Source organism: Mesorhizobium sp. B2-9-1, from assembly GCF_006439455.1.
Lineage (GTDB): Bacteria > Pseudomonadota > Alphaproteobacteria > Rhizobiales > Rhizobiaceae > Mesorhizobium.
In genome coordinates this window covers 24,548-49,379 of the sequence record NZ_VFTP01000014.1, presented here as the reverse complement: position 1 = coordinate 49,379, position 24,832 = coordinate 24,548, and the positions used below count along the sequence as shown (strand labels likewise).

Annotated in this window: 21 protein-coding genes; 16 read left to right on the top strand and 5 right to left on the bottom strand. The window is 63.5% G+C overall.

What is annotated here, in order from left to right:
* The first annotated feature begins 1 nt into the window (after position 1).
* The 7 genes from FJW05_RS21045 (at position 2) to FJW05_RS21015 (ending at position 9,992) form a co-directional block, all read left to right on the top strand.
* Positions 2 to 613: a thymidine kinase gene (locus FJW05_RS21045; RefSeq protein WP_140635384.1), complete on the top strand. Its 612-nt coding sequence runs from the start codon at positions 2 to 4 to the stop codon at positions 611 to 613.
* Between the two features lie 430 nt (positions 614 to 1,043).
* Positions 1,044 to 2,132 carry a hypothetical protein gene (locus FJW05_RS21040; RefSeq protein WP_095766474.1) on the top strand — a complete coding sequence of 363 codons (1,089 nt, stop codon included), beginning with the start codon at positions 1,044 to 1,046 and terminating at the stop codon, positions 2,130 to 2,132.
* A gap of 34 nt (positions 2,133 to 2,166) precedes the next feature.
* Complete coding sequence (locus FJW05_RS21035) at positions 2,167 to 3,312, top strand: hypothetical protein (protein WP_140635382.1); 1,146 nt, start codon at positions 2,167 to 2,169, stop codon at positions 3,310 to 3,312.
* 24 nt (positions 3,313 to 3,336) lie between these two features.
* Positions 3,337 to 5,247, top strand: a complete 1,911-nt coding sequence (locus tag FJW05_RS21030) for an AAA family ATPase (protein WP_140635380.1) — start codon at positions 3,337 to 3,339, stop codon at positions 5,245 to 5,247.
* Positions 5,248 to 5,466: 219 nt separating this feature from the next.
* Positions 5,467 to 6,771, top strand: coding sequence for a DUF6638 family protein (locus FJW05_RS21025; protein ID WP_140635378.1), 1,305 nt, complete (start codon positions 5,467 to 5,469; stop codon positions 6,769 to 6,771).
* 102 nt (positions 6,772 to 6,873) lie between these two features.
* Positions 6,874 to 7,998, top strand: a complete 1,125-nt coding sequence (locus FJW05_RS21020; RefSeq protein ID WP_140543554.1) for a DUF2333 family protein — start codon at positions 6,874 to 6,876, stop codon at positions 7,996 to 7,998.
* A gap of 314 nt (positions 7,999 to 8,312) precedes the next feature.
* On the top strand, positions 8,313 to 9,992 hold the full coding sequence (locus tag FJW05_RS21015) for a formate--tetrahydrofolate ligase (protein ID WP_140635376.1): 1,680 nt from the start codon (positions 8,313 to 8,315) through the stop codon (positions 9,990 to 9,992).
* A gap of 63 nt (positions 9,993 to 10,055) precedes the next feature.
* On the opposite strand, the gene FJW05_RS21010 is transcribed toward FJW05_RS21015, so the two are convergent.
* On the bottom strand, positions 10,056 to 11,360 hold the full coding sequence (locus tag FJW05_RS21010) for a hypothetical protein (RefSeq protein ID WP_140635374.1): 1,305 nt from the start codon (positions 11,358 to 11,360) through the stop codon (positions 10,056 to 10,058).
* A gap of 388 nt (positions 11,361 to 11,748) precedes the next feature.
* On the bottom strand, positions 11,749 to 12,390 hold the full coding sequence (locus FJW05_RS21005) for a cysteine hydrolase family protein (protein WP_140635372.1): 642 nt from the start codon (positions 12,388 to 12,390) through the stop codon (positions 11,749 to 11,751).
* Between the two features lie 126 nt (positions 12,391 to 12,516).
* On the opposite strand from FJW05_RS21005, the gene FJW05_RS21000 reads away from it, so the two are divergent.
* Complete coding sequence (locus tag FJW05_RS21000; RefSeq protein ID WP_140635370.1) at positions 12,517 to 13,503, top strand: helix-turn-helix domain-containing protein; 987 nt, start codon at positions 12,517 to 12,519, stop codon at positions 13,501 to 13,503.
* Here FJW05_RS21000 and FJW05_RS20995 read toward each other — a convergent pair.
* Positions 13,490 to 14,047: a sugar O-acetyltransferase gene (locus FJW05_RS20995; protein ID WP_140635368.1), complete on the bottom strand. Its 558-nt coding sequence runs from the start codon at positions 14,045 to 14,047 to the stop codon at positions 13,490 to 13,492. The genes FJW05_RS21000 and FJW05_RS20995 overlap by 14 nt on opposite strands.
* A gap of 133 nt (positions 14,048 to 14,180) precedes the next feature.
* Here FJW05_RS20995 and FJW05_RS20990 point away from each other — a divergent pair, with 133 nt between their 5' ends.
* The 5 genes from FJW05_RS20990 (at position 14,181) to FJW05_RS20970 (ending at position 20,612) form a co-directional block, all read left to right on the top strand.
* On the top strand, positions 14,181 to 14,642 hold the full coding sequence (locus FJW05_RS20990) for a DUF4126 domain-containing protein (RefSeq protein WP_140635366.1): 462 nt from the start codon (positions 14,181 to 14,183) through the stop codon (positions 14,640 to 14,642).
* Entirely contained in the window at positions 14,639 to 16,015 is a 1,377-nt protein-coding gene (locus FJW05_RS20985; RefSeq protein ID WP_140635364.1) for an FAD-containing oxidoreductase, read from the top strand. Before FJW05_RS20990 ends, FJW05_RS20985 begins: the two co-directional genes overlap by 4 nt.
* Positions 16,016 to 16,175: 160 nt before the next feature.
* Complete coding sequence (locus tag FJW05_RS20980) at positions 16,176 to 17,231, top strand: succinylglutamate desuccinylase/aspartoacylase family protein (RefSeq protein WP_140635362.1); 1,056 nt, start codon at positions 16,176 to 16,178, stop codon at positions 17,229 to 17,231.
* Between the two features lie 238 nt (positions 17,232 to 17,469).
* Positions 17,470 to 19,659: an anthranilate synthase gene (locus FJW05_RS20975; RefSeq protein WP_140635360.1), complete on the top strand. Its 2,190-nt coding sequence runs from the start codon at positions 17,470 to 17,472 to the stop codon at positions 19,657 to 19,659.
* 5 nt (positions 19,660 to 19,664) lie between these two features.
* A complete protein-coding gene (locus FJW05_RS20970) occupies positions 19,665 to 20,612 on the top strand; it encodes a cation diffusion facilitator family transporter (RefSeq protein WP_140635359.1) in 948 nt (315 codons plus the stop codon).
* Positions 20,613 to 20,845: 233 nt separating this feature from the next.
* On the opposite strand, the gene FJW05_RS20965 is transcribed toward FJW05_RS20970, so the two are convergent.
* Positions 20,846 to 21,943: a hypothetical protein gene (locus FJW05_RS20965; protein WP_140635357.1), complete on the bottom strand. Its 1,098-nt coding sequence runs from the start codon at positions 21,941 to 21,943 to the stop codon at positions 20,846 to 20,848.
* 97 nt (positions 21,944 to 22,040) lie between these two features.
* Here FJW05_RS20965 and FJW05_RS20960 point away from each other — a divergent pair, with 97 nt between their 5' ends.
* The 3 genes from FJW05_RS20960 to FJW05_RS20950 all read left to right on the top strand — a co-directional run bounded on the left by FJW05_RS20960 (position 22,041) and on the right by FJW05_RS20950 (position 23,691).
* A complete protein-coding gene (locus tag FJW05_RS20960; RefSeq protein WP_140635355.1) occupies positions 22,041 to 22,475 on the top strand; it encodes a DsrE family protein in 435 nt (144 codons plus the stop codon).
* Positions 22,476 to 22,556: 81 nt separating this feature from the next.
* A complete protein-coding gene (locus tag FJW05_RS20955) occupies positions 22,557 to 23,330 on the top strand; it encodes an SDR family oxidoreductase (protein WP_181165028.1) in 774 nt (257 codons plus the stop codon).
* Positions 23,331 to 23,379: 49 nt separating this feature from the next.
* Positions 23,380 to 23,691, top strand: coding sequence for a putative quinol monooxygenase (locus tag FJW05_RS20950; protein ID WP_095766458.1), 312 nt, complete (start codon positions 23,380 to 23,382; stop codon positions 23,689 to 23,691).
* Positions 23,692 to 23,759: 68 nt separating this feature from the next.
* On the opposite strand, the gene FJW05_RS20945 is transcribed toward FJW05_RS20950, so the two are convergent.
* Positions 23,760 to 24,689 (bottom strand): LysR family transcriptional regulator, encoded by a 930-nt coding sequence (locus tag FJW05_RS20945; RefSeq protein WP_140635351.1) that lies wholly within the window; start codon positions 24,687 to 24,689, stop codon positions 23,760 to 23,762.
* Between the last annotated feature and the right edge of the window lie 143 nt (positions 24,690 to 24,832).

Below are 24,832 nucleotides of genomic sequence, written 5' to 3'. Positions count from 1 at the left end.
CATGGCCAAGCTTTACTTCCACTACGCGACGATGAATGCCGGCAAGACGACGATGCTTTTGCAAGCGTCTTACAATTATCGCGAACGCGGCATGTCGACGATGCTGTTCGTCGCCGGCCACTATCGTAAGGGCGACACCGGGCTGATCTCGTCGCGCATCGGTCTCGAATCCGAGGCAGAGATTTTCCGCGACGGCGACGACCTCTATGCCAGGGTCGCGGAGCACCACCGGCATGGCCCGGTGCATTGCATCTTTGTCGACGAGGCGCAGTTCCTCGAGGAAGAGCAGGTCTGGCAGCTCGCCCGCATCGCCGACCGTCTGGGCATTCCGGTCATGTGCTACGGCCTGCGCACCGATTTTCAGGGCAATCTGTTCCCCGGCTCGCGCGCTCTGCTCGCCATCGCCGACGACCTGCGCGAGGTGCGCACCATCTGCCGTTGCGGCCGCAAGGCGACGATGGTGGTGCGCCTGGGGCCCGACGGCAAGGTGGCGAAGCAGGGCGAGCAGGTGGCGATCGGCAAGGACGTCTATGTCTCGCTCTGCCGCCGGCATTGGGAAGAGGAGATGGGCCGGGCCGCGCCCGACGACTTCATCGGTTTTGTCAGCAGCTGAGCCGGAGCTTGCCTAGAGCAATTCCAGGAAAAGTGCGTAGCGGTTTTCCGTCCGGAATTGTGTAAAAACAAAGACTTAGAGCGGTTCGGCGATTCCGTGAAAACGCTGAACCGCTCTAGAGCCGGATGTCGTCCGAAAACCGCTTCAAGCCTTGACGGGTGCCGGCGAAACCGGCATCGCCGCCGCAAGATATTTGCGGGCGCTGTTTCATGGCCGTTCGCAAAAACAAGACCTTAAGGCATGTCAGCTAAAGCTGTTCGATGTTGGTACGCGTTACTACGCGCCATGCGCATGCTTGCCTTGCCTTTCAAGGACCTAACCAATCCTTTTGTTTTGACGCTTCGCTTTGTCTTCCTTCTTTCAATCCCTTGAAGCCCCACATATATTCGCCGCCACGACACGGAAACGGATGCCGAAGCGGGAGGCCCCAATGGCGACATTGCAGAATTTCGATGCCGAAATTGCCAAGACCAAGCAGGTCGTGCAGGACATGCGCAGCAAGATCGAGCAGTCCGGTACGGTGCTCGACACGCTTGCTCAGGCCGACAAGAAGATCGGCGATGCCAATTTCGACATCGAGAACGCCCGCATCGAGGACGTGCTCAAGCAGCAGAAGGTCATGGAAGGCAATATTGCCGACCTGATCATCGGGCTTGAGGACGCAACCAATGTCTTCGGCGCCGAATTCGAAAGCATGAAAAACTACACCGGTTGGGAAAACTTCGTCGGCGTCTTTTCGGCGCAGCGCAAGCAGCGCATGCGTACCGATCGCGTCCGCAACATGTCGCTTGCCGGCAATCTGCAGGAGCTGCTGGCAAAGTCGGACACCATCGTCGGCATCCTGAAGGCGCAGAAGCAGGTCCTCGACCAGCGCTACAAGACCTCCGAGGCCAGCCTTTCGCAGGTTATCGAGCGCCGCAAGGTGACGATGACCAACCTTGAAGCGGTGCAGAAGCGCATCGAGGAATTGAACCCGATGCTGCTCGACATCGAAAACAAGATCGCCGCCTCCACGACCCAGAAGGAGCGCACCGAGCTTGAGGGCGAACGCTCCAAAATGGCGACCGAATACAATGAAAAGCAGGCCAAGGAGCAGGAGCTGCTGGCCGAAAGCCAGACGCTGGAGCGCTACACCTCGATGTTCCAGACCTTCGTCGATTCGCTCAACAACCAGATCGCCGCGCAGTCGACGCTGATCAACAAGCTGACCATCGACACCGAGCAGCGCATCGTCCTCTACAAGGCGCTGGAAGATTCGCTCAAGACCGCCGCCCAGCAGGACGTCGCCCACAAGATCAACACGTTGGGCAGCCAGGTCGACAACACGGCCGAGGAGACGATGGCCGGCATCGGCGCCGCCTCGCAGAAGCACATCGGCGACCTGCTCGAGATGCATGAGAAGAACATGGTGGCTTCGGCCGACATCCAGCGCCGCAAGAAGCTTGCCGACGATGCCTTCGCCCGCCGCTTCGATGATGTGATGAAGAAGCACAACGCCGCCAACTATGTGCAGCAATAGGCGGCGCCGCTGATTTCATTTCCACGGCAGCCACATGACACCTGAGAACGACGCCGCGGCACGCTATTTCTCCGCCATCACGGCGGCGCTGAGCGGGCTGGAAGTGTTCATGCGCGACGACCGCTCGCCGCTTTACCGGCACGGCATCGTCGCCAGGATCGTCGCGGAGTATATCGCGCGGTTGGACAAGTCCTTTGCCTGCTGGCGCAACCGGCTCGGCTTCATGGACACCTTCCGCATCTCGCGCGCCGAAAGCGGCTACCCCGTCTTCCAGAACCTGCTCGAATTGGAAAACGACCGCCAGCAGGCCGATGCGCGGCTGGCCAACATCCCGCAGGCCGGCGAACTGCGCGAGGAGATGGCCGACTTCATCCTTCGCCACAAGGAATTCCCAGAGGCGCTGCAGAAGTCGATGGCAGAGCGGCTCTATCTTGAGGACGTCAAGAGCGAGGCGACCTTCGGCCCGTTCACTCTGGCGCAGACGGCAAAGGTTTCTGTCAACCCGAAAACCATGCGACCCTATTATCTCGTCCACTGGGCCGCGTTCGACGGCAGCGCCAACCTGCCGCTGGTCTACATGGTGACGGTGGAGGACTCCTCCGAAAGCATGGTGCGCCAGCTGGTCGACGTGAACGGCAAGCTCAACGAGCGGGTCGATATCCCGCTCCCCGTCGACGGCTTGCTCAACCCGGAGCTTGCGCACCGCTTCGACGATTTCACCGAGAAGAACTCGGCCTATACGCTCTCTCCGGCGACGATCGCCGTCAATCTCGACAAGGATTTCGAGCCGCTGCATCCCAAGCAGCTGAGGCGTGTGGTGCTGGGACCCTTCTACTCGGCCGGCATCACCGAGAACAATTCGACGGTGGCCGAGGTGCTGGCCAAGGTGCGCAAGCCGCAGAACGCCTGGCTGCTCACCTGGACGATCCAGGAGGTCTTCTCCAAGAGCGAGAAGCCCGGCCGCAAGGGCCTGTTCTCCAGCGAGAAGACGACGCAGGAGTTCTTCATCAACACCGACGATCTCGAAGCGGCGCGCCAGGGTGTGTCGAGCTACGAGAACCACGCGCTGATCCCGCACGAGGCCTATCAGGCGCTCTACGCCGCAGGCGAGGCGCAGAAGATCTTTTCCGGTTACAAGGTCCACATCCTGTCGAATGGGCAGGTGATCAGCGATGTATGACCGTCAAACCGCGGAGCATCCTTCATGGACACCGGCCTGACCACGATCTCGGAAGCCGCAATCGAGAAGCACCGCGCGACCGCGCAGAGCTTCATCACCCGCATCGTCGTGCTGGAGGATCCTTCGCGCGAATCCGGCACGGCGCTTGCCGGCACCAACCGCCGCTTTGTCTCGACCGTGTCGGTCGGTTCGGTGCGCCGCACGCGCGAGGTCGAGCTCACAAAAACAGTAGCGGCCATTCATCCCGACGACCAGTTGATGAGCATCCCGCAGCACACGCTGCTCTACCGCGCCCGCCGTGGCCTGGCGATCGCGCTAGCCATATCCGACGTCTTCGCCGAAGGCTCCGATCTCGAAAGCCTGCAGGCGAGGAATGCGCGTGCGCCGCTGGAAGGCGATGAGGCAGCCACCTTCAAGAAGCTTCTGTCGGCGTCGGCTTACGTTTCCGCCTTCAGTTTCGCTTCGTATCTCTTCCAACTGATCGACAGCGATGGCGAGGCGCCGAACGACATCCCCGAGCCCGACTTCCTGTTCGACACACCGCAGGACGCGGTCAAGTCGATCGTCGCCGGTCTCGACAAGGCAATCGCCGGCTCGAAGGACGACGCCGACCTGACGACGCGCGCTCGCGCCTTCGCCCGCATCGCCATCGACGGGTTGCTTGCGCGCAAAGGTCGCTTCGACGGCATTGGGCCGTTCGAAAATGCGCATATCCGTATCGACGTCGACGATTTCACCCTCGATGGTTTCGACGTCGCGCCCGGCAAGCGCACCAAGCCGCTGGTGATGACCTTCAAGAAACCGGAAGAGGTCGTCGGCAACCACATCGCCAAATTCCAGTCGGTCAGGCTGGCCAAGATGCTGATGGCCTACGACTTCGAGCGCGAGCTGAACCCCTTCGTCGAGCTCGGCGGCTTTCTTTTCACCTTCATCGGCGACGGCGCGCCGGGCACCGGCAAGACGACGCTGATCCAGATGATCGCCGGCCTCGTCAATGGCTACTGCCAGGTCGCCGGCTATCCCTTCGCCTATGAGAATTTTGGCGTCGACCAGATCTCGTCCTACCAGGGCAAGTCGGGCCAGAACTGCCGCCAGTTCATCAACAACGTGCTCAATCAGCGCGTCATCGGCTTCGGCACCATCGACGACATCGACCAGGTGGCGGCGCGCCGTTCCGACGACCGTGCTTCCGCCGGTCAGCAGGAGATCACCGGCGTCCTGATGGACGCCTTCGCCGGCGCCTCGACGGTGGTGCGCGGCAATTGCTCCTTCGGGATGTTCTCTAACTATCCGGAAAATGTCGACGACGCGCTGCGCCAGCGCGCCGGCGCGCGATGGCTGGTCGACGGCCCGCAGACCCGCGACGACTATATCGACATCTTCGTGCTGCTTGCCGGCAAGAACCACGAGATCCCGCTTGGCAAGCACGAGCTCTATGCCGCGCAGGAAATCCAGCGCGCCGTGACCGAGGCCTATGAAGAGCACGAGAAGCCGCGGGAAGGTGGGCTGATGAAGGTCTATGAGCGCTACATGAAGGAAAATGGCGCGCCGAAGACTATGGCCGATGTCGGCACCTACCTGCATATGATCAAGGACGCCGAGCCGCGCTTCACCGGCCGCGCCATCAAGAACGTCACCGACGCCATCAAGATGCGCGCCATGGACATCGAGCTGCCGGACGACTGGTTCGAGAAGCCGGAAGCCTTCATGCACAAGAGCTACGACGACAAAAAGGCAATGATCGAGGAACTGCGCGGACCGTTCTCGATGGACATGGTCATGCAGGAGATCAATCGCTACGCCGATTCCGAATTCCGCTATTCCGACAAATCCGACGACGCCGCCGTGGAGAAGCTCCTGCGCGACGCAAGGCTGCGCGAGCGCGCGGCACGCGAGATGGAGGAGTTGAAGAAGAAGGGGCTGTGGAATGCGTAAAGCGCGCCTTCCCCTTCTCCCCTTGTGGGAGAAGGTGGATCGGCGCGCAAGCGCCGAGACGGATGAGGGGTGTTCCAGCGGAGTGAGACGCTGGCATTCCCTGGAGCACCCCTCATCCGGCCGCTTCGCGGCCACCTTCTCCCACAAGGGGAGAAGGAGAGTTCGCGCCCCTCATCCGCCCTTCGGGCACCTTCTCCCCGTGAACGGGGAGAAGGGAAGATGAGCGCAATAAAAAAGCCCGACCTTCTGCGCGACAACGAGCTGATCTACGGCCGCTTGCTCGCCATCGACGAGCCGCACCTCATCCAGCGCTACAACAAGGCACTTGCCGCTTTCGGCCTCAAGCCCACCAAGCTTGAGAGCTTCCAGATCGACCGCACCGGCTTCTCGCCCGAGATCGCCGAGGAATGCGGCGACTACGACTATCTCGACCCCAATGAGGTCAACCGCCGCTTCATCATCCTGACGCCGTCGCAGATCGACCTGCCGGTGGTCCACACCGCCTTCTCCAACACCTCGCAGCTGATGTTCGAGTTCATGTCAAAGAACCAGCGCGCGATCGACGCGCTGACCATCAAGGACGTCATCTACGGCGAGATCGAGGACTCGGTCCCGAAGGTCAACGACATCGAGGACCTGCTGTCGATCAACCAGGTCGAGTTCAAGGTGTTGTCGGCCGAAGATGTGCTCGGCAAGGCGGCTGAGCTCGGCAAGCTCGTCGACCGGCTGAGGCAGGAGCCTGACGCCTGGCGCGACGACGCCATGCTTGAGCGCATGGTCGACCTTGCCAAGGTCTGCGGCGACATCCGCGAGAACGCGCTGGTGCCGGACCAGGTTATCTTCCGCCACAACGCCTACTGGACAAGCCATTTCGGCGGCCTCTATGTCTTCGTCGACCCCGATATGATGACGGTGATCAGCGATCCGGCCGCTCCCGGCTTCCGCCGCTCGCGGCCCTGGCAGGTGAGCTATCTGTCGATCAACGACGCCGACAAGGTGTTCGGCTTCCTGGCCGCCACCGGCCGCCTCGACCTGCCGCGCGCCTCCTGGATCGAGGCTTCCGGTTATCTCGAGCACCGCGCCGAAATGGTCGTGCGGGCGCTGATCCGCGATGCCGAGCCCAACCGCAATCTGACCGATGTCGACAAGGTCTGGCTGCAGACCTGGATCCTTGGCCATGCCGACCTGATCGCCAGCGACGGCAATTTCCCGTTCCTCAACGCCGCCAAGCGCGAGATCGCCCAGCTCGGCCATCTCAAGATCGAGGATGTGCCGCCGCGCCAGCGCTTCCTGGTCGTGCGCGCCAAGCCCGATCATCCCGATGCCTGGCTGACCAACCAGCTGATCTCGGATTTCGTGCCGCAGGACTTCGTTTCGCGCTACGTCTTCAACAAGCCCGGCTTCTACAAGGATTATGACGGCTTCAGCGACGCCTGGCGAAGCCATGTTGTGGACGTTCTGAAAACCACATATTTGAAGGACAAGGCGGCGTTCCGCGCGCGCCTTTACGGCCTGATTGACTAGAACGAAATGAACCGTCATTTCGTTCTAATTTATTGTGTTGGCGCATGATGTTATCCAAAAAGTCTGCAACTTTTTGGCATCATGCTAAGGGGTGCCAAAGCCATGCTTGATCCGATCGTGAACTTCGTCACCCAGATTTTTCAATGGATCGGCCGCGGCATCGGCTTCGTCATCGGCCTCATCCTGTGGCCGTTCATGTGGGTTGGCCGCTGGTACGGCCAGCGCGGCTGGATCCTGAAGGCGGTGGTCGGCCTTGCCATTCTGGTGTTGATCGGCCTCTACGCCAATTTCTTCTACGCCACGCAATGGTGGAACAATTTCGACCCGAACTATCCCGACACCTACACGTTCGAGAAGCGGAACGTGTCGGCGGGCGAGCAGGTTTCGGCCGGCAGCGGCACCGATACGGCCAAGACATGCGGCAACTCGGCGATCGCCCAGGTTGCCGCCGATTTGACGGACTTCAACGTCAACCAGAATGCCTGGATCTCCTCGATGATCCTCTACAAGCTCGGCCTGTTCGGCATCGATTGGGACAACACGCCCTGGATGGACAACAAGGCCTCCTTCCAGCGCGGCATCAACCAGGCGGTGCGGCGCACCGCGACCGAGCTTGCCGACAATCTCGGCCGCGTGCGCACCACATCGCAGATCGATGCCGACCTGCAGGATGCGCGCGGCAATCTGCAGTTCGACGAGTACACCTGGTATTTCGGCCTCAACCCGTTCGGCCCCAAGACGCCGACGCCGAGCTATTATCGCGACGCGGTGCGCAAGCTGCGAAACTTCAACGCCCGGCTGGCCACCTGCCAGGCGACGTTCGACGCCCGTGCCGACAATCTGAAGCAATATATCGACCGCATCTCGTCGGACATCGGATCGACCTCGGCCATCCTCAAGGAGCGCGCGGAGAACCACAATAATGGCTGGTTCGATACCCGCGCCGACGACCGCTTCTGGTTCGCCTATGGCCAGCTCTACGCCTATTACGGCTTGATGAAGGGCGCCCAGGCCGACTTCGAGAACGTGATCAAGGAAAAGCACCTGCAGAGCCTTTGGGACACGATGGATTCGCAATTCGTCTCGGCGCTGCGCATCCAGCCCTTCATCATCGCCAACGGCCGCGAGGATGGCTGGCTCCTGCCGACGCATCTGACGACGATGGGCTTCTACATCCTGCGCGTGCGCTCCAACATGGTCGAGATCAGCAACGTGCTCACGCAATAGCGCCTTTCGAGACGACACGGCGATGGTGGATTTGCGCCGTCGCCTCTGTCGCTTTTCGCGTATTCAGCGGCTGTTTTGAGACGGCGGAACGGTCTTGGCTCTGGCTTCTATACGCCGCAAGCGACCGGGGCCGAAGACCCGAACAGGGTCGGACCGGGAACAGCAGTTTTTCTTTGCAGGAAACTTAGTTGCATGGAAGTTGACGCCGCGGCCGCGACAGGGTTAGAACTTGCCCTTGCGCCCGCGCGGCATTTCGAACATGCACAAATGATCAATACCGTCCCTTCCACCGCCCAATCCAGAGGAAAGCCGTCATGGCCGAAGTGAAGTCCGACATCGAGATCGCGCGCGCCGCCAAGAAGAAACCGATCCAGGAGATCGGCGCCAAGATCGGCATCCCGAACGAGCATCTGTTACCCTATGGCCACGACAAGGCGAAAGTCTCGGCCGAGTTCATCAAGTCGGTGAAAGACAGGAAGGACGGCAAGCTGATCCTGGTCACCGCCATCAACCCGACGCCGGCCGGCGAAGGCAAGACCACCACCACGGTCGGCCTTGGCGATGGCCTCAATCGCATCGGCAAGAAGGCGATCGTCTGCATCCGCGAGGCCTCGCTCGGCCCGAATTTCGGCGTCAAGGGCGGTGCCGCCGGCGGCGGCCTCGCCCAGGTGGTGCCGATGGAGGACATGAACCTCCATTTCACCGGCGACTTCCATGCCATCACGACGGCGCATAACCTGCTTTCGGCACTGATCGACAACCACATCTACTGGGGCAACGAGCTCGGCATCGATACCCGCCGCGTCGCCTGGCGCCGCGTCATGGACATGAACGACCGGGCGCTGCGCGAGATCATCTGCTCGCTCGGCGGCGTCGCCAACGGTTATCCGCGCGAAGCCGGCTTCGACATCACCGTGGCTTCCGAAGTCATGGCGATCCTGTGCCTCTCCACCGACCTCAAGGACCTCGAGAAGCGCCTCGGCGACATCATCGTCGCCTACCGCCGCGACAAGTCGCCGGTCTATGCCCGCGACCTCAAGGCCGACGGCGCCATGGCGGTGCTGCTCAAGGACGCCATGCAGCCCAATTTGGTGCAGACGCTGGAGAACAACCCGGCCTTCGTTCATGGCGGCCCGTTCGCCAACATCGCGCATGGCTGCAACTCGGTCGTGGCCACCACGACGGCGCTGAAGCTCGCCGACTATGTCGTCACCGAAGCTGGCTTCGGCGCTGACCTCGGCGCGGAAAAATTCTTCGACATCAAGTGCCGCAAGGCGGGGCTGAAGCCCTCGGCGGCGGTCATCGTCGCCACCGTGCGCGCCATGAAGATGAATGGCGGCGTCAAGAAGGAAGACCTCGGCAAGGAAAACATCGAGGCGGTCAAGAAAGGCTGCCTGAACCTCGGCCGCCACATCGAGAATGTGAAGCAGTTCGGCGTGCCTGCCGTGGTGGCGATCAACCACTTCACCACCGACACCGAAACCGAGATCCAGGCGATGAAGGACTTCGTCAAGGCGCAGGGCGCCGAGGCCATCCTGTGCAAGCACTGGGCGCAGGGCTCGGCAGGCATCGAGGACCTCGCAAGGAAAGTGGTCGAGATCGCCGAATCCGGGGCCTCGCAGTTCTCGCCGCTCTATCCAGACGAGATGCCGCTGTTCGAGAAGGTCAACACCATCGTCAAGCGCATCTACCGCGGCGACGAGGCGATCGCCGACAAGTCGATCCGCGACCAGTTGCATGCCTGGGAGCAGGCCGGCTACGGCAATCTGCCGGTCTGCATGGCCAAGACCCAGTACTCGTTCTCGACCGACCCGAATCTGCGTGGCGCGCCGACCGGCCACACCGTGCCGGTGCGCGAGGTCAGGCTATCGGCCGGCGCCGGCTTCGTCGTCATCATCTGCGGCGAGGTCATGACCATGCCCGGCCTGCCCAAGGCGCCGTCTTCGGAGAAGATCTTCTTGAACGAGATTGGCCAGATCGAGGGCCTGTTCTAGACAGCGTTCGAGCTGAAAGACCAAGGGCGCCGCCTCACCGCGGCGCCCTTTTTTCGCCAGCCTTCACGCCACCGTGGGCGAGCCGAACTTCTTGATGCCGGCGACCGACATCGAGACGAACTGGTCGAGGATGGCGAAGAAGATATCGAGGCTGAAGCCGAACAGGAAAGCGAAGGTGAACAGGCTGAAGCCTATGCCGGTCACCTCGCCGCCGAGCTTGGTTCCCGGCGCCATGAACCAGGCGAGGATCATCCCGGCAAGCCCGCCCAGCGCGATGCGATGAATGAGCCGCGACAGCGGCGGATTGGGCAAAAGCGGGTTCAGGATCATGCGCATGTGGAACATGATGCCGCCAAGCGCGCCGTAAAGCGCGGGCAGGATCCACAGCGCATAGGGGCTGAGAACCTCGCTGAGCGTCTTGGCCTGCAGTGTCAGCGTCGAAATCGAATTCGGCGTGATGGTGATGACGCCTTCGCATTGTAGATCGCGTGTCGCCTCGTCGAAATCCGCGTTCACGTCTTCGACCATGCCGGTAGAACTGACGACTTGCATGCCGCCTTGAGTGGTGCCGTTGTTCCTGCAATCGAAATCCGACTGCTTGAGCGGCTGGATGCTCCCGGCCCCGCTCTGCTGTTGCGCCAGCACGATCTGCTGGCCGCAGAACTGGTCAATCGCCATCTGCCTGGGGTTCGAAAAATCAAGCGGCGCGCCCGCTTTGGCCGAGGAAGCCGAAAACTTGCAATAGGCCCATTGCATGCCCCAGAGTGGAAATGGCGCCTCTTGCGTCATGAACCCCTGCGCCCGCACCAGCAACGAGGAAAAACGCTGGTCGAGCGAATGCAGGCTGTCGACGGAATTGTAATAGGCGTCCTTCAGAAGCGTCAGATCGGTCGCCGACGCCTGCTGGGCGGCGGCCGAGCTCAATTGCTTCTTGGTCGCCCAGACTTGCCTGATCGACTGCCCGAACCGAGCGCTGAAATCGCTGTTGTCGATCTCCTGCAGTTCCGCGTTGATCGAGACGCCCCTGTTGTAGACATAGGTCAGCTTGCCGATGACGATCATCATCGTCACCGACAGGGCGATGAGGAAATAGGTCGCGAGCGCGGTCCGGCGCGACATGTCGCCCGGCGACCAGCCGGTGCGCAGCGCAGCCAGGGTTGAAAACGGCACGGTGCTGGAGCAGTCGTTGAGCACCATTTGAAGTTTGACGACCTCGGGCTGGCTTGCGCTCGCGTCACTGAGTTTTTCCGCATCGCCGATCGCGGCGAAGAGCGCACTATCCTTGAACACGCCGTAGCGGCCGTAGCCGGCAACCAGCTTGGCGTCGGCAAGCAACCCGGAGACAAGAGGATCGTGGAATGTCGTCATCGCGCCCCCCGACGACTAGCCCAGATAACCCTGCACGAAGCCATATTGCGACGGGCATCCGCAGGGATAGCCGGCCGGCCCGGGCGGTTGCGCCCAGCACCAGAAGAATTGGGTGAAGCAGATCGTGCCTGGCGCATGCGGCGGAACTTGCGCTAAGGCGGGCCACGGCAGCAGCGCCGCGCCGACAGCGAGGGTCAGGACGACCAAGGTTCGTGCAACGCGCGCCTTCAATCCAGCCCCCGAGCCATCCGCGCTTATTCACATGCGCGGCGACTTTCTGAAAATACCGGAACGGCGTCCGTGAAATGGCTCACGCTCTTGCTGGATATTTGGCGCCAAGAAAAAGGCGCCGCATCCTGGCGGCGCCCTTGCTTTTGAACGGCTTCGGTTACGCGGCGTTCCGCTGCAGGGCCCGCTGGTTGGACGCATAGATCGTGTCGCGCTCAGGCAGGGCGCCGGTCTTCAGGCAATCGATCCACTCGGCGGTCTTGAGCACCGCAGCGAAGCGCGACTGCAGGACGACGCTCACCACCCGGTGTATGTCCTCGGCCGACGCGTAGCCGGCGCTGTTGGCATAGGGCACCGAGCCGCTGGCATCCGAGAGGAACTCGACGGCAAAGCCCATATGCACCGCGTGGATGATGGTCGACAGATCGCAATTGTGGGTCATGTAGCCGACGACCGCGATCGTATCGATGGCGTTGGCGCGCAGCCAGGCTTCGAGATCCGTCCCGGTGAAGGCCGAAGGCAGCGTCTTTTCGACATAGTGGTCGCGTGCGCGCCTGGCGATCTCGGGATGCAGCTCGCCGCCATGGCTGCCCTTGGCGAAGATCGGCGAGGTCTCGGGCGCCATCTGCTTGACGACGACCACCTTGACGCCGGCCGCTGCGGCGGCATCCATGGCGCGCGCCACATTGGCGACGGTCTCAGTGAATGGCGGATGCTGGATGGCGAGATTGCCGCCATTGTAGTCGTTCTGGACATCGACGACGACAAGCGCGCGGCGTGGCTGGGTGGCTGGTGCTGACATGGCGGTTTCCTTTCGACCGAGTTGATGGGCGCTAAGCTAGGCCGATGTTTCGAGCCAAAAAAGTGGCCCGATTGACATCATCCGAAAAAATTGGGACATTCAGCTTTCAACGGAGCGATGCTTGCCATGAAGAATCCGATCATCGCCGCCGTCGCTTTCGACGGCATCAGCCCGTTCCACCTCTCCGTGCCGTGCCTCGTGTTCGGCACCGATCGAACCAAACTTGGGCTGCCGCGCTTCGACTTCCGCGTCTGTGCGATGGACGAGGGACCCATTCATACCGATGCGGGGCTGAGCATCGTCGTGCGGCATGGGCTTTCGGCGCTCGACGAGGCCGACATCGTCATCATCCCGAGTTGGAAGGATCTCGGGGATCCCTTGGCCGCGCCGTTCAAGGACGCGCTGCGGCGCGCGCATCGGCGCGGCGCGCTCATCGTCGGCTTGTGCCTCGGCACCTTCGCCATTGCCGGCGCCGGCTTGCTGGCCGGGCGCAAGGCAACAACCCACTGGGCCTATACGGATCGGCTGCACGTGCTTCATCCCGACATCGCGATCGATGCGGACGTGCTCTATATCGACGATGGCGACATCGTCACCTCCGCCGGCGTCGCCGCCGGCCTCGACTGCTGCCTGCATATCGTGCGCGCCCGCTATGGCGCGGAGGCCGCCCTTCGGCTTGCCCGCCACATTGTGCTCTCGCCGCATCGGCAGGGCGGCCAGGCGCAGTTCATCGAGCGCCGGCTTGCGCCGACACCGAATGCCGACCGGTTCACGCGCGCTCTCGACCAGGTGCGGGCGGCGCTCGGCGAACCGCACAGCCTCGACAGCGTCGCCGATGCGGCCGGCCTCACCCGCCGCACCTTCACGCGCCGCTTCCAGAAGTCGATAGGCACAAGTTTCGGCGACTGGCTTGCCGACCAGCGCGTGGCACTTGCGCAGAGGCTGCTGGAGCAGACGGACAAATCGATGGACATCGTGGCCTTCGAAGCCGGCTTCGGCAGCGCCACCTCGCTGCGCCAGCACTTTGCCGCGCGGCTCAGGACCTCGCCGGTGCGGTACCGGCGTGAATTCTCAAAAACCGCTCAAAACGCCGGTGCGCTCATCGGCGCGTGACGACCCGCGCCGGGTTGCCGACGACCGTGGTGTTCGCCGGCACGTCGCGCCTCACCACCGCGCCCGCGCCGACGATGGCGCCCTCGCCTATGCTGACGCCGGCGAGGATCACCGCGCTGCCGCCGATCCAGGCATTGTCGCCGATCGTTACCGGCCTGGCGATCTCCAGTCCGGCCAGCCGGCCGGCAGCTTCGCGATGATGTTCGGCGCAGTAGATCTGCACATTGGGGCCGAGCAGGGCGCCCTTGCCGATGCGCACCGGCGCGGTGTCGAGGATGGTGCAGCCGGCATTGAGAAAGACCCCCTCGCCGAGATGGATGTTGAACCCGTAGGCGCAATGGAACGGCGCCTCGATGCGAGCCCCCTCGCCTACGCCGCCGAGCAGCGCCCGCAGTGCTGGAGCGATGTTGCCGCGCTGCCTGGGCGGCAGGTCGTTGTGCTCGAACACCGCATCGCGCGCGGCGACGCGCAATGCCTCCAGCTCATCGTCGATGCAGGTGTACCATTCGCCCGCCGCCATCTTCATGCGCTCGCTTGCCGTCATGGCGATACCTCCAGATTTCGTCTGCTGCCAAAGCATAATCGATTGTGAGACAAAGCCCCGTGGCGAAATGCTTGGCTTGTGCTAGCCTTCCGTCGCGAGACCACGCGACGGTCTCGGTTTGAGGGGGTCGATCGTGCTTTACATTCTCGCCCTGCTGATAGGCGTCATTGCCGGCCTGCGCGCCATGACCGCGCCCGCCGCCGTCGCCTGGGGTTCCTATCTCGGCTGGCTGCCGGTCGCGGGCACCTGGGCGAGCTTCATGGGCCACTGGATCGCCGTCGGCATCTTCACCATCCTGGCCATCGTCGAGTTGGTCGCCGACCAGCTGCCGTCGACGCCGAGCCGCAAGGTGCCGCCGCAGTTCGGCACCCGCATCTTCGTCGGCGCCTTCTGTGGCGCGGTGATCGGCGCGACCGCCGGCGCCACCATCGGCGGCCTGGTCGCCGGCGCGGTCGGCGCGGTGATCGGCACGCTGGGCGGCGCCGAGGTCCGCGGACGGCTGGCCGCCGCATTCGGCAAGGATCAGCCCGCCGCCTTCATCGAGGATGCGGTGGCCATCATCGGCGGGCTGCTCATCGTGGCGGCGGTCGCATGAGCGCAAAGAGCTTCGACGCCATCGTCATCGGCGCCGGCCAGGCCGGGCCGCCGCTTGTTGGCCGGCTCGAGGCCGCCGGCATGAAGGTTGCGCTGATCGAGCGCAAGTTCATCGGCGGCACCTGCGTCAACACCGGCTGCATGCCGACCAAGGCGATGGTGGCGAGCGCCTATGCCGCGCATCTCGCCCGCCGCGCCGCAGACTACGGTCTCGCGCTCTCAGGCCCCGTCGGCGTGGACTACAAGCGCATCAAGGCGCGCAAGGACAAGGTCACCAACGACGCCCGCGGCAATCTCGAAAAATGGATCGCCGGGATGAAGGGCTGCACGCTCTATCGCGGCCATGCGCGTTTCGTCACCGCCGACACGGTGCACGTCGGCGACGCGCTACTCACCGCGCCAAAGATTTTCCTCAACACCGGCGGCCGCGCCTCGGTGCCCAACCTGCCCGGCATCAACGACCTGCCCTATCTCACCAATTCCTCGATGATGGATCTCGATGTGCTGCCCAGCCATCTGATCGTCGTCGGCGGCAGCTACATCTCGCTCGAATTCGCGCAGATGTTCCGCCGCTTCGGCTCCGAGGTCACGGTGATCGAAAAGGCGCCGCGGCTGACCGGCCGCGAGGATGAGGACACCTCCGCCGCCATCCAATCGATACTCGAAAACGAAGGCATCGCCGTCCATGTCGGCGCGGACGACATCAGCTTTGCCAGGCAAGGCAATGGGATCGCCGTCACCTTCTCCGCCGGCAAATCCCCGGCCATCGGCTCGCATGTGCTGCTGGCGCTGGGGCGCACGCCCAACACCGACGATCTGGGCCTCGACAAGGCCGGCGTCGCGGTCGACCAGCGCGGCTATATCGTCGTCGACGATCAGTTGCGCACCAATGTGCCGGGCATCTGGGCGATGGGCGACTGCAACGGCAAGGGCGCCTTCACCCACACCTCCTACAACGACTTCGAGATCGTAGCCGCCAACCTACTCGACAACGATCCGCGCAAGGTGAGCGACCGCATCGAGGCCTATGCGCTCTACATCGATCCGCCGCTTGGGCGCTGCGGCATGACTGAGGCCGCGGTGAAGAAATCCGGCCGCCGCGCGCTGGTCGGACAGCGGCCGATGACCCGTGTCGGCCGCGCCGTCGAGAAGGGCGAGACGCAAGGCTTCATGAAGATCCTGGCCGATGCCGACACCGGCGAGATCCTCGGCTGCTCGGTGCTCGGCCCGGGCGGCGACGAGGCGATCCACTGCGTGCTCGACCTCATGTACGCCAAGGCGCCGATCTCGACGCTGGCGCGCGCCATGCACATCCACCCCAATGTCTCGGAGCTGCTGCCGACCATCGCCCAGGAGCTGAAGCCGCTGGTCTAAAATCCAGAGGCGGCGTTCGGCCGTTGCGGCGAAGCCTCGTGCCGCGCAGCAAGCGGGCGAGCGCGATTGCGATGATGCCCGACAGCCCGGCGCGGCTGGACCACTCGACAGCCCGATCGCAACAATGCATGGCTGAAACCTCCTCACACGGAGATATCCCATGCAGAAGACGATCGAACGCATCGCCGGCGACAGCGAAGGCGTTGCCTACGAATTCCCGGTCTTGCGCTTCGAGGGCAAGGACAAGGCGGCCACTTCCGCCTATCTGCAGGCGGCGCTGCATGCCGGCGAGCTGCCGGGCGTCGTCGCCATCGACGCCCTGGTGCCGATGCTCGCCAGGGCTGAGGCCGAAGGTCGCATCAAGGGTCCGATCACCATCGTGCCCTGGGCCAACCCGATCGGCCGCGCCCAATATCATTTCGGCGAGCATCAGGGCCGCTTCAATCTCGGCACCCGCACCAATTTCAACCGCTCCTTTCCCTTGCTTGCCGCGCCCGACGAAAGGCTCTTGCCGGATGTCAGCCTCGGCGGCGCCGATCGCCGGCTGAAGAACCGGCTCGTCCAGCTCTCGCTCGGCAACGACATCGTGCTTGACCTCCACTGCGACGACGAAGGTCTGGCCTATCTCTACATCCACACCAGCCTGTGGCCGCATATGGCCGATTGCGCGGCCGCCATGGGCGCCGAAGCCGTTCTGCTGTGGAGCGAGGACGATACCGGCACCTTCGAAGGCGCCTCGATCATGTCCTACCAGAACGTGCCGGCGAGCGTCGCGCGCTTCGATCGCCGCGCCGTCACCACGGTCGAATATCGCGGCATACTCGATGTCGACGCCGCCCTCGCCGCGGCCGATGCCGCCGGGCTTTACCGCCTGCTGGTGGCGCGCGGCGTCGTCCAGGACTCATCCGTGCCGAAATTCGAGAAATTTCCCGGACCGGTCGTACCGCTGGAAAACATCGACATGATGCCTTCGCCAAGGGCCGGCGCGATCCTTTACGAGGTCAAACCCGGCGACCGCGTCAAGAAAGGCGACAGGCTGGCGACGATCGTCCACGCACCCGGCGAGGCCGGCGGCCGCACGGAAGTGTTCGCCCCTCAGTCGGGCTTCATCCTGACCCGCCGCGCGCGCCGCATCATCCGCGCCGGCGAGGATCTTCTGAAGCTCGCCGGCGACGCCAGGAGCACCGATGCACGCTCCGGCACGCTGGAAGACTGAGGCGTAGCGGCTTTCACCATCGCCGTGAAATCCAGTTGCATGGACCTCCATTCGCCGCTATGGGAGTCGCCATGAACATGCGTTCGAACAAGACCATTTGGTGGTGGGCTCGCTGACAGCGGCCTGTTCGTGCGTGTGCGCGTGAAAAAGAGGTTGGCCGCAGCGGAATATCCGGGCGGCCATTTGTTTTTTAACGCCATTCCCGGGTCCGTTGCCCAAGACGCTGATGGAGACGGCAATGACGACTAAAGTTCTGGACAACGGGGCGGAGCGTTTCGTCACCGCGGGCGGCGTGACGATTACCCGCGAGCGGCACGACCGGCCCTATGAAGGCGCGATCGATGCCTATGTCGACGGCCTGAATTCGCGCCGCGGCGCAGTGTTCTCCTCCAACTACGAATATCCAGGCCGCTACACGCGCTGGGATGCGGCCATCATCGATCCGCCGCTGGTGATTTCCGCGCGGGGACGCACGATGCGCATCGAAGCGCTGAACAAGCGCGGCGAAGCGCTGTTGCCCGTGATCGGCAAGGCGCTTGGCGAGCTCGGCGAAGTGACGATCGTCGAGACCTCGACGACACTCATCCGCCTCGATGTCGCCAAGCCGGGCCGCGTCTTCACCGAGGAGGAGCGCAGCCGCGTTCCGTCCGTCTTCACGGTGCTGCGCGCCATCACCGCGCTGTTCAAGACCGCCGAGGACGCCAATCTCGGCCTTTACGGCGCCTTCGGCTACGACCTCGCTTTCCAGTTCGATCCTGTCGACCACAAGCTCGAGCGCAAGGAGAGCCAGCGCGACCTCGTGCTGTTCCTGCCCGACGAGATCCTCGTCGTCGACCACTATTCGACCAAGGCCTGGACCGACCGCTACGACTATTCCGGCGACGGTTTTTCGACCGAGGGCCTGCCGCGCGACGCCACCGCCGAGCCGTTCAAGACCGCCGACCGCATCCCGCCGCGCGGCGACCATGAGCCGGGCGAATACGCCAACCTGGTGCGCCGCGCCATGGAGAGCTTCAAGCGCGGCGACCTGTTCGAGGTCGTGCCTGGACAGATGTTCTACGAGCGCTGCGAGACCCAGCCTTCCGACATTTCGCGCAAGCTGAAGTCGATCAACCCCTCGCCCTACTCCTTCTTCATCAATCTCGGCGAGAACGAATATCTGATCGGCGCCTCGCCGGAGATGTTCGTGCGCGTCAACGGCCGCAGAGTCGAAACCTGCCCGATCTCGGGCACCATCAAGCGCGGCGACGACGCCATTTCCGACAGCGAGCAGATCCTGAAGCTGCTCAACTCGAAGAAGGACGAGTCCGAGCTCACCATGTGCTCGGACGTCGACCGCAACGACAAGTCGCGCGTCTGCGAACCGGGCTCCGTGCGCGTCATCGGCCGCCGTCAGATCGAGATGTATTCGCGCCTGATCCACACCGTCGACCATATCGAGGGGCGGCTGCGCGAAGGCATGGACGCCTTCGACGCGTTTCTCTCGCATGCCTGGGCGGTCACCGTCACCGGCGCGCCGAAACTGTGGGCCATGCGCTTCATCGAGCAGAATGAGAAGAGCCCGCGCGCCTGGTATGGCGGGGCGGTCGGCATGGTCAACTTCAACGGCGACATGAACACCGGGCTGACCTTGCGCACCATCCGCATCAAAGACGGTATCGCCGAGGTGCGCGCCGGCGCCACGCTGCTTTTCGACAGCGTTCCCGAGGAAGAAGAAGCCGAAACCGAACTGAAGGCATCCGCCATGCTCTCCGCCATCCGCGACGCCAAGGCCGGCAACGCCACCGGAACCGAGCGCGCCACCGCGCGCGTCGGCGACGGCGTCAACATCCTGCTGGTCGACCATGAGGACAGTTTCGTCCACACCTTGGCCAACTACTTCCGCCAGACCGGCGCCAACGTCTCCACGGTTCGCTCGCCGGTGCCGGAGGAGGTCTTCGAGCGGTTGAAGCCGGACCTCGTCGTGCTTTCGCCCGGTCCCGGCACGCCGAAGGATTTCGACTGCGCCGCCACCATCAGACGAGCGCGCAGCCGCGACCTGCCGATCTTCGGCGTCTGTCTCGGCCTGCAGGCATTGGCCGAGGCCTATGGCGGCGAGCTCAGGCAGTTGCACATCCCCATGCATGGCAAGCCGTCGCGCATCCGCGTTTCGAAGCCCGGCATCATCTTCTCGGGCCTGCCCAAGGAAGTGACCGTCGGCCGCTACCACTCGATCTTCGCCGACCCGGTGCGCCTGCCCGACGGCTTCGTGGTCACCGCCGAGACCGAGGACGGCATCATCATGGCTTTCGAGCACCGCAAGGAGCCGATCGCGGCGGTGCAGTTCCATCCGGAATCGATCATGACGCTCGGTCACAATGCCGGCATGCGCATCATCGAAAACATCGTCGCGCATCTGCCGCGCAAGGCCAAGGAAAAGGCCGCGTAGGAACCATGGCTGTGACGCAGGAAACGGTGGCGGCCGCGGCGAAAGCCGCGACCCGCGAGAAGATTGCCAGGCTTGCCTTCTGGTCGATCCTCGTCGCCTTCGTCGTGCTCGTCTTGAAGCTTGCGGCCTGGTACATCACCGGTTCCGTGGCGCTCTATTCCGACGCGCTGGAATCGATCGTCAACGTGATCGCATCGGCCGCCGCCTTCTGGGCGATCCAGGTCAGCTACAAGCCCGCCGACCAGGATCATCCCTTCGGCCATCATAAGGCCGAATATTTCTCGGCCGTCCTCGAGGGCGTGCTGATCGTCGTCGCGGCGCTGCTGATCCTCAACGAGGTCTGGCAGTCCTGGCAACATCCGGCCCCGCTGGAACAGCCCTGGGAAGGACTTGCCGTCAACGGCGTCGCGACGGTCATCAATGCGATCTGGGCCTGGACGCTGATCCGCGCCGGCCGGAATGCGAAGTCGCCTGCGCTTGTCGCCGACGGCCAGCACATCATGACCGACGTGGTAACATCCGTCGGCGTGTTCGGCGGTCTTGTCGGTGCCGTGCTCACCGGCTGGCAGATCCTCGACCCGGCACTTGCCGTGATCGTCGCGCTCAACATCCTGTGGCAGGGCTGGCATGTCATCGGCTCGTCGATGAGCGGGCTGATGGACCGCGCCGTCGACAACCATGAGCACATGCAGATCCGCAACATCATATCGGCCAATTCGAAGGGCGCGCTCGAGGTGCATGATCTCAAGACGCGCATTGCCGGCCGCGCCACCTTCATCGAGTTCCATCTGGTGGTCGACGCCGACATGACCGTCGGCGCCAGCCATGTCATCTGCGACCGCATCGAGGACGCGCTGAAGGCCGAGATCCCCTCGGTGCGCGTCACCATCCATGTCGAGCCAGACGACGAAGCCAAGTTGCCGAAAGGCACCGCGGCGGTGCCGTTCGCCTGACGGTGCCAGCATGGCAGCCGTTAGAGATTGGCCGGAGCCTCTCAACTTCGTCATTCCAGGGCGGAGCAGGAGCGAAGCTCCGTCGCGAAGACCCTGGAATCCATGCCGTTACCTTCGCCAAGGCATGCAACGGAGCAAAATTCTGCACCGAGGCGGCGCTTCCAAGTCACAGGATTCAATGGTCTGCGCCGCGTCGCTTCGCTCCTTGCTGCCATAGAATGACGAAGCGCTGGTTACGGCGCACAGGCCGACTGCGGCATGGGGTTCAGCCGGTAGACCTTGTCGTCGGACCTGGTCTTGCCGTTCGCCGCCTTCGAGCAGAGATCGAGGACCGCCACCGCATTGTTGGGGTTCGCGACCATCATCGTGCCGTTGACGCCGCGCTTGAGGAAGATCTCCTTCTGCGAGACGTTGCAGGAAAAATCGCTCATCTTGGAATTGGCCGAGCAGCGCCACTGATCGGCCTCGCCCTGGCAGGAATAGGTCTGCGTGACCTTTTTCCCTTTCTGCCTCGTCGTCACCGAAACGGCGACATCCGCCCCATCCGGCCAGTTCGCGGCATCGCCGCCGGCGGCGAAGGAGGCGAGCTCGACCGGTCCGCGGAAAATACGGATCGATTGCGTCAGCTGGTTGGGATGCGACCTCAGATGCGCATCGTCGTAGTCACGCCCGAAGCAGAAGGGCTGATCGGGCTTGAGCCGCACGCGCAGCGGCTCGCCCAGCGCCGGGTCGATCGGATCGATGCGCGCGAACTCCGCCTTGCAGGTCTCGGCCGGCATCCGGTCCAGCTTGAAATTGTCGTCCTCGCTGCCCAGCGCCTGCTTGTTGTACTCGGCCTTGCCGAGCTGCTCTTCCGAATCCGGATCGAGATAGACGTCTGGCGACAGGCCGGACAGAAGAAGCTTCCCCTTGTCGTCGACTCTCGGCGAAGCCAGCGTCCGGTCGCAGTCCATGCCGCAACGGATGCCGCTCGCCTTGTCGCTTGGATCCTCCTTGTTGCACCAGCTGCCCGCCCATTCCGGCTTCTTGGCGCCGCGCACCGTTGTGGTGAGGAAGCCGTTATAGGACGTATCCTGGTTGGCGGCGGGTTCTTCGTTCGTCCGGCTGACCGGATCATGGCCGTAGAAGAAGAAGATGCGCGCCACCTTCTGGCGCGGATGCGCCTTGAGATGGGCGGTGTCGTAGACGCGGCCGAAGCAGGCGTCGGCGCCGGTCGGGCTGAGCTCGGGAAGCTTGGGCGGCTGTTCGGCGCGCGCCGCGCCGAACGAGGCGGCAAGGGCGGCGCAAAGCACCACCGCCATGGTCCTCGCCACCATGGTCCTCGATATCATGTGATCCTCCTCCCACCGACAGGACTTGAATATGCTAGTCTAGGAGTGCCGCCTGGACCATGCAAAATCGCGAGCGGGCGGGCGAACGGAGGATACGATGCTGCGCCGTGACATCTTTCGTGCCGGTCTCGCTGGCGCCGCGGGCCTTTTCGGCCTGAGCCGGGCAAATGCGGCAACGCCTGAGGGAAGGCTGAAGGTCGCCTATCACCTCAGCGACGCCGACAAGGTCAACTTCGTCCTCGGCAACATCAAGAACCACTATGAGGGCACCGGCGGCAATGTCGACATCGTGCTTGTGGTGCACGGTCCGGCTCTGGCCGCCTTCAAAGTCAAGAGCGCTTCCGGCGCTGTTTCCAGCCGCTTCGCCGGCCTCGTCCAGCAGGGACTTGTGCCGCAAGCCTGCGGCAACACCTTGCACGGCATGGATATCACGCTGACCGACCTGCTGGCGGGCTTCGAGCTTGCCGACAAGGGCGGCGTCGTGAAGCTCGCCGAACTGCAGCATCAGGGCTATGTCTATCTCAGGCCCTGAATGCGCCCCCACTGAACGCCAACACTTGAAGGCCAGGCCGGCAATGGCCTACGAAGGATGGCAACCCGGAGGCCAGCCGACATGACGACACTTGCCATCCCCGATCTTGCCGGCAAGGCGGTGCTGGTCACCGGCGCTTCGACCGGGATCGGTGCAGCACTTGCCCGTGCTTACGCGGCGCAGAAATGCCGCGTCGCGCTGCATTTCAATGCAAGCCGCGCTCCCGCCGAAACCGTGGCCGGATCCATCCGCGACGATGGCGGCGAGGTGTTTCTGGTCCAGGGCGACTTCTCGAAACCGGCCGACGTCGAGCGTGTCGTCGAAGAGAGCGCAAACCACTTCGGCCGGCTCGACGGCCTAGTCAACAATGCCGGCGGCATGCTTGGCCGCGTCGCCTATGCCGACCAGGACGAGGCGCATTACGACGCCGTGATGGACCTCAATGCGCGCTCGGTGCTGACCGCCTCGCGCAAGGCGATACCATGGCTGAAGCGCCAGGGCGGCTTCATCATCAACACCACCTCGATCGCCGCCCGCAACGGCGCCGGCGGCGGCGCCGGCCTTTACGGGTCGTCCAAAGCCTTCGTTTCCAACGTGACGCGCGGCATGGCCAAGGAGCTGATCGGCTTCGGCATCCGCGTCAACGCCGTGGCGCCCGGTACGATCTTGACGCCCTTCCACGAACGCTATTCGAACGCCGAGCAGATCAAGGCCATGGTCGCAACCATTCCTCAAGGGCGCGCCGGAATGCCGGAGGATTGCGTCGGCGCTTACCTGTTCCTGTCGTCCGATCTGTTGAGCGGCTACATCATCGGCCAGGTGATCGAGGTCAATGGTGGCCAGTTGATGCCGTGAGCGGTCGACTGCATACTCGATGCAGCGCAACCTGGAGGAGATCAAGGGCATGTACGGACTGATCGGCAAGATGCGGGCGGCGCGCGGTCAGCGCGATGCGGTCATGGACGTGCTGCGCGAAAGCACCGGCGCTCTCCCCGGCTGCCTGAGCTACATCATCGCCACCGATCCGGCCGACGCCGACGCCATCTGGGTCACCGAAGTGTGGACCGACCAGGCGAGCCACAAGGCATCATTGCAATTGCCTGAAGTCCAGGCGGCGATCGCCAGGGCGCGTCCCTTCATTGCCGGCTTCGAATTCCAGATCGAGACCCATCCCGTGGGCGGCTTCGGCCTTCCTGCGCCCGAAAAGGCCGGGTGAAGTCGTGGCAGCCCAATGTCGTGGCCCGCTATCCAGGCCCGATCCGAAAGCTCTGACGGACGCACGACCTACTGACAATCCCCGCGGAGCTTCGTTTGGATTGCCGGGGCCGATCGCCCCGCCGCAAGCCGCTCGGGCAGGAAATCGACGAAGACGCGCACCTTCGGCGAGAGATGGCGGTTGGATGGCCACAACATGCGGAACTGGCCGCGGCCGTCGACATGGTCGTCGAGCACGGTGCGCAGCCTGCCGTCATGCAGCGCCTCCCGCACCAGGAAGTCGGGCATGCAGGCGATGCCGAGACCGGCGATCGTCGCGCCCTTCAATGCCTCCATGTTGTTGCAGGTCAGCATCGAACGGATCTGCGGCTCGGCGCTCCCGGTGATGAACGGCCAATTGAGCAGCCTGCCGCTGTTGAGAAAGCGGAAGTGTATCCCGAAATGCGCCACGAGATCCGCCGGCGTGCCGGGCGTGCCATGGCGATCGAGGTAGGAAGCGGCCGCGCAGAGCAGCATGCGAAAGGGCGCAACCGGCCTCGACACCAATCGCGAATCGGGCAGCTCGCCGCTGCGGATCGCCACGTCGATACCCTCGTCGATAACGTCGACGATGCGATCGTTGAAATCGATGTCGAGCTCGATCTCGGGATAGCGGGCCATGAACTCCGACAGCACCGGCAAGAGCAGATGATAGGTGACGATCGGTGTCGAGATGCGCAGCCGGCCATGCGGCGTCTCGCGTGTCCGCGACAGCATCGCCTCCGCTTCTTCTATGTCGTCGAGGATGCGGCGCACCCGCTCGTTGAACAACTTGCCCTCCTCGGTCAGGCCGATGCGCCGCGTGCTGCGCTGCAGGAGACGCACGCCGAGCTCCTGCTCGAGCCGGGCGACGCTCTTGCCGATGGCGGAGGCGGAGATGCCGAGCGCCCGTCCGGCGGCGACGAAACTGCCGAGCTCGGCGGTGCGGGCGAAGGCCAGAAGGCCGCTCAGACGATCCATGGCATAAACCTATTCGAGCGTTTCATTCCGGGATGACTGGCAGTCTAATACTATTTTGCCGGAAATGCCGCCGCCCTATCTTGTCGTTGCGGCCGGCGCTGCCAGTCAGGGCATGTCGGCAAATCCTGCCTTAGATAGGAAAA

Coding starts and splice junctions, on each gene's coding strand:
- FJW05_RS21045 (WP_140635384.1), top strand. CDS start 2: ATGGCCAAGCTTTACTTCCACTACGCGACGATGAATGCCGGCAAGACG.
- FJW05_RS21040 (WP_095766474.1), top strand. CDS start 1,044: ATGGCGACATTGCAGAATTTCGATGCCGAAATTGCCAAGACCAAGCAG.
- FJW05_RS21035 (WP_140635382.1), top strand. CDS start 2,167: ATGACACCTGAGAACGACGCCGCGGCACGCTATTTCTCCGCCATCACG.
- FJW05_RS21030 (WP_140635380.1), top strand. CDS start 3,337: ATGGACACCGGCCTGACCACGATCTCGGAAGCCGCAATCGAGAAGCAC.
- FJW05_RS21025 (WP_140635378.1), top strand. CDS start 5,467: ATGAGCGCAATAAAAAAGCCCGACCTTCTGCGCGACAACGAGCTGATC.
- FJW05_RS21020 (WP_140543554.1), top strand. CDS start 6,874: ATGCTTGATCCGATCGTGAACTTCGTCACCCAGATTTTTCAATGGATC.
- FJW05_RS21015 (WP_140635376.1), top strand. CDS start 8,313: ATGGCCGAAGTGAAGTCCGACATCGAGATCGCGCGCGCCGCCAAGAAG.
- FJW05_RS21010 (WP_140635374.1), bottom strand. CDS start 11,360: ATGACGACATTCCACGATCCTCTTGTCTCCGGGTTGCTTGCCGACGCC.
- FJW05_RS21005 (WP_140635372.1), bottom strand. CDS start 12,390: ATGTCAGCACCAGCCACCCAGCCACGCCGCGCGCTTGTCGTCGTCGAT.
- FJW05_RS21000 (WP_140635370.1), top strand. CDS start 12,517: ATGAAGAATCCGATCATCGCCGCCGTCGCTTTCGACGGCATCAGCCCG.
- FJW05_RS20995 (WP_140635368.1), bottom strand. CDS start 14,047: ATGACGGCAAGCGAGCGCATGAAGATGGCGGCGGGCGAATGGTACACC.
- FJW05_RS20985 (WP_140635364.1), top strand. CDS start 14,639: ATGAGCGCAAAGAGCTTCGACGCCATCGTCATCGGCGCCGGCCAGGCC.
- FJW05_RS20980 (WP_140635362.1), top strand. CDS start 16,176: ATGCAGAAGACGATCGAACGCATCGCCGGCGACAGCGAAGGCGTTGCC.
- FJW05_RS20975 (WP_140635360.1), top strand. CDS start 17,470: ATGACGACTAAAGTTCTGGACAACGGGGCGGAGCGTTTCGTCACCGCG.
- FJW05_RS20970 (WP_140635359.1), top strand. CDS start 19,665: ATGGCTGTGACGCAGGAAACGGTGGCGGCCGCGGCGAAAGCCGCGACC.
- FJW05_RS20965 (WP_140635357.1), bottom strand. CDS start 21,943: ATGATATCGAGGACCATGGTGGCGAGGACCATGGCGGTGGTGCTTTGC.
- FJW05_RS20960 (WP_140635355.1), top strand. CDS start 22,041: ATGCTGCGCCGTGACATCTTTCGTGCCGGTCTCGCTGGCGCCGCGGGC.
- FJW05_RS20955 (WP_181165028.1), top strand. CDS start 22,557: ATGACGACACTTGCCATCCCCGATCTTGCCGGCAAGGCGGTGCTGGTC.
- FJW05_RS20950 (WP_095766458.1), top strand. CDS start 23,380: ATGTACGGACTGATCGGCAAGATGCGGGCGGCGCGCGGTCAGCGCGAT.
- FJW05_RS20945 (WP_140635351.1), bottom strand. CDS start 24,689: ATGGATCGTCTGAGCGGCCTTCTGGCCTTCGCCCGCACCGCCGAGCTC.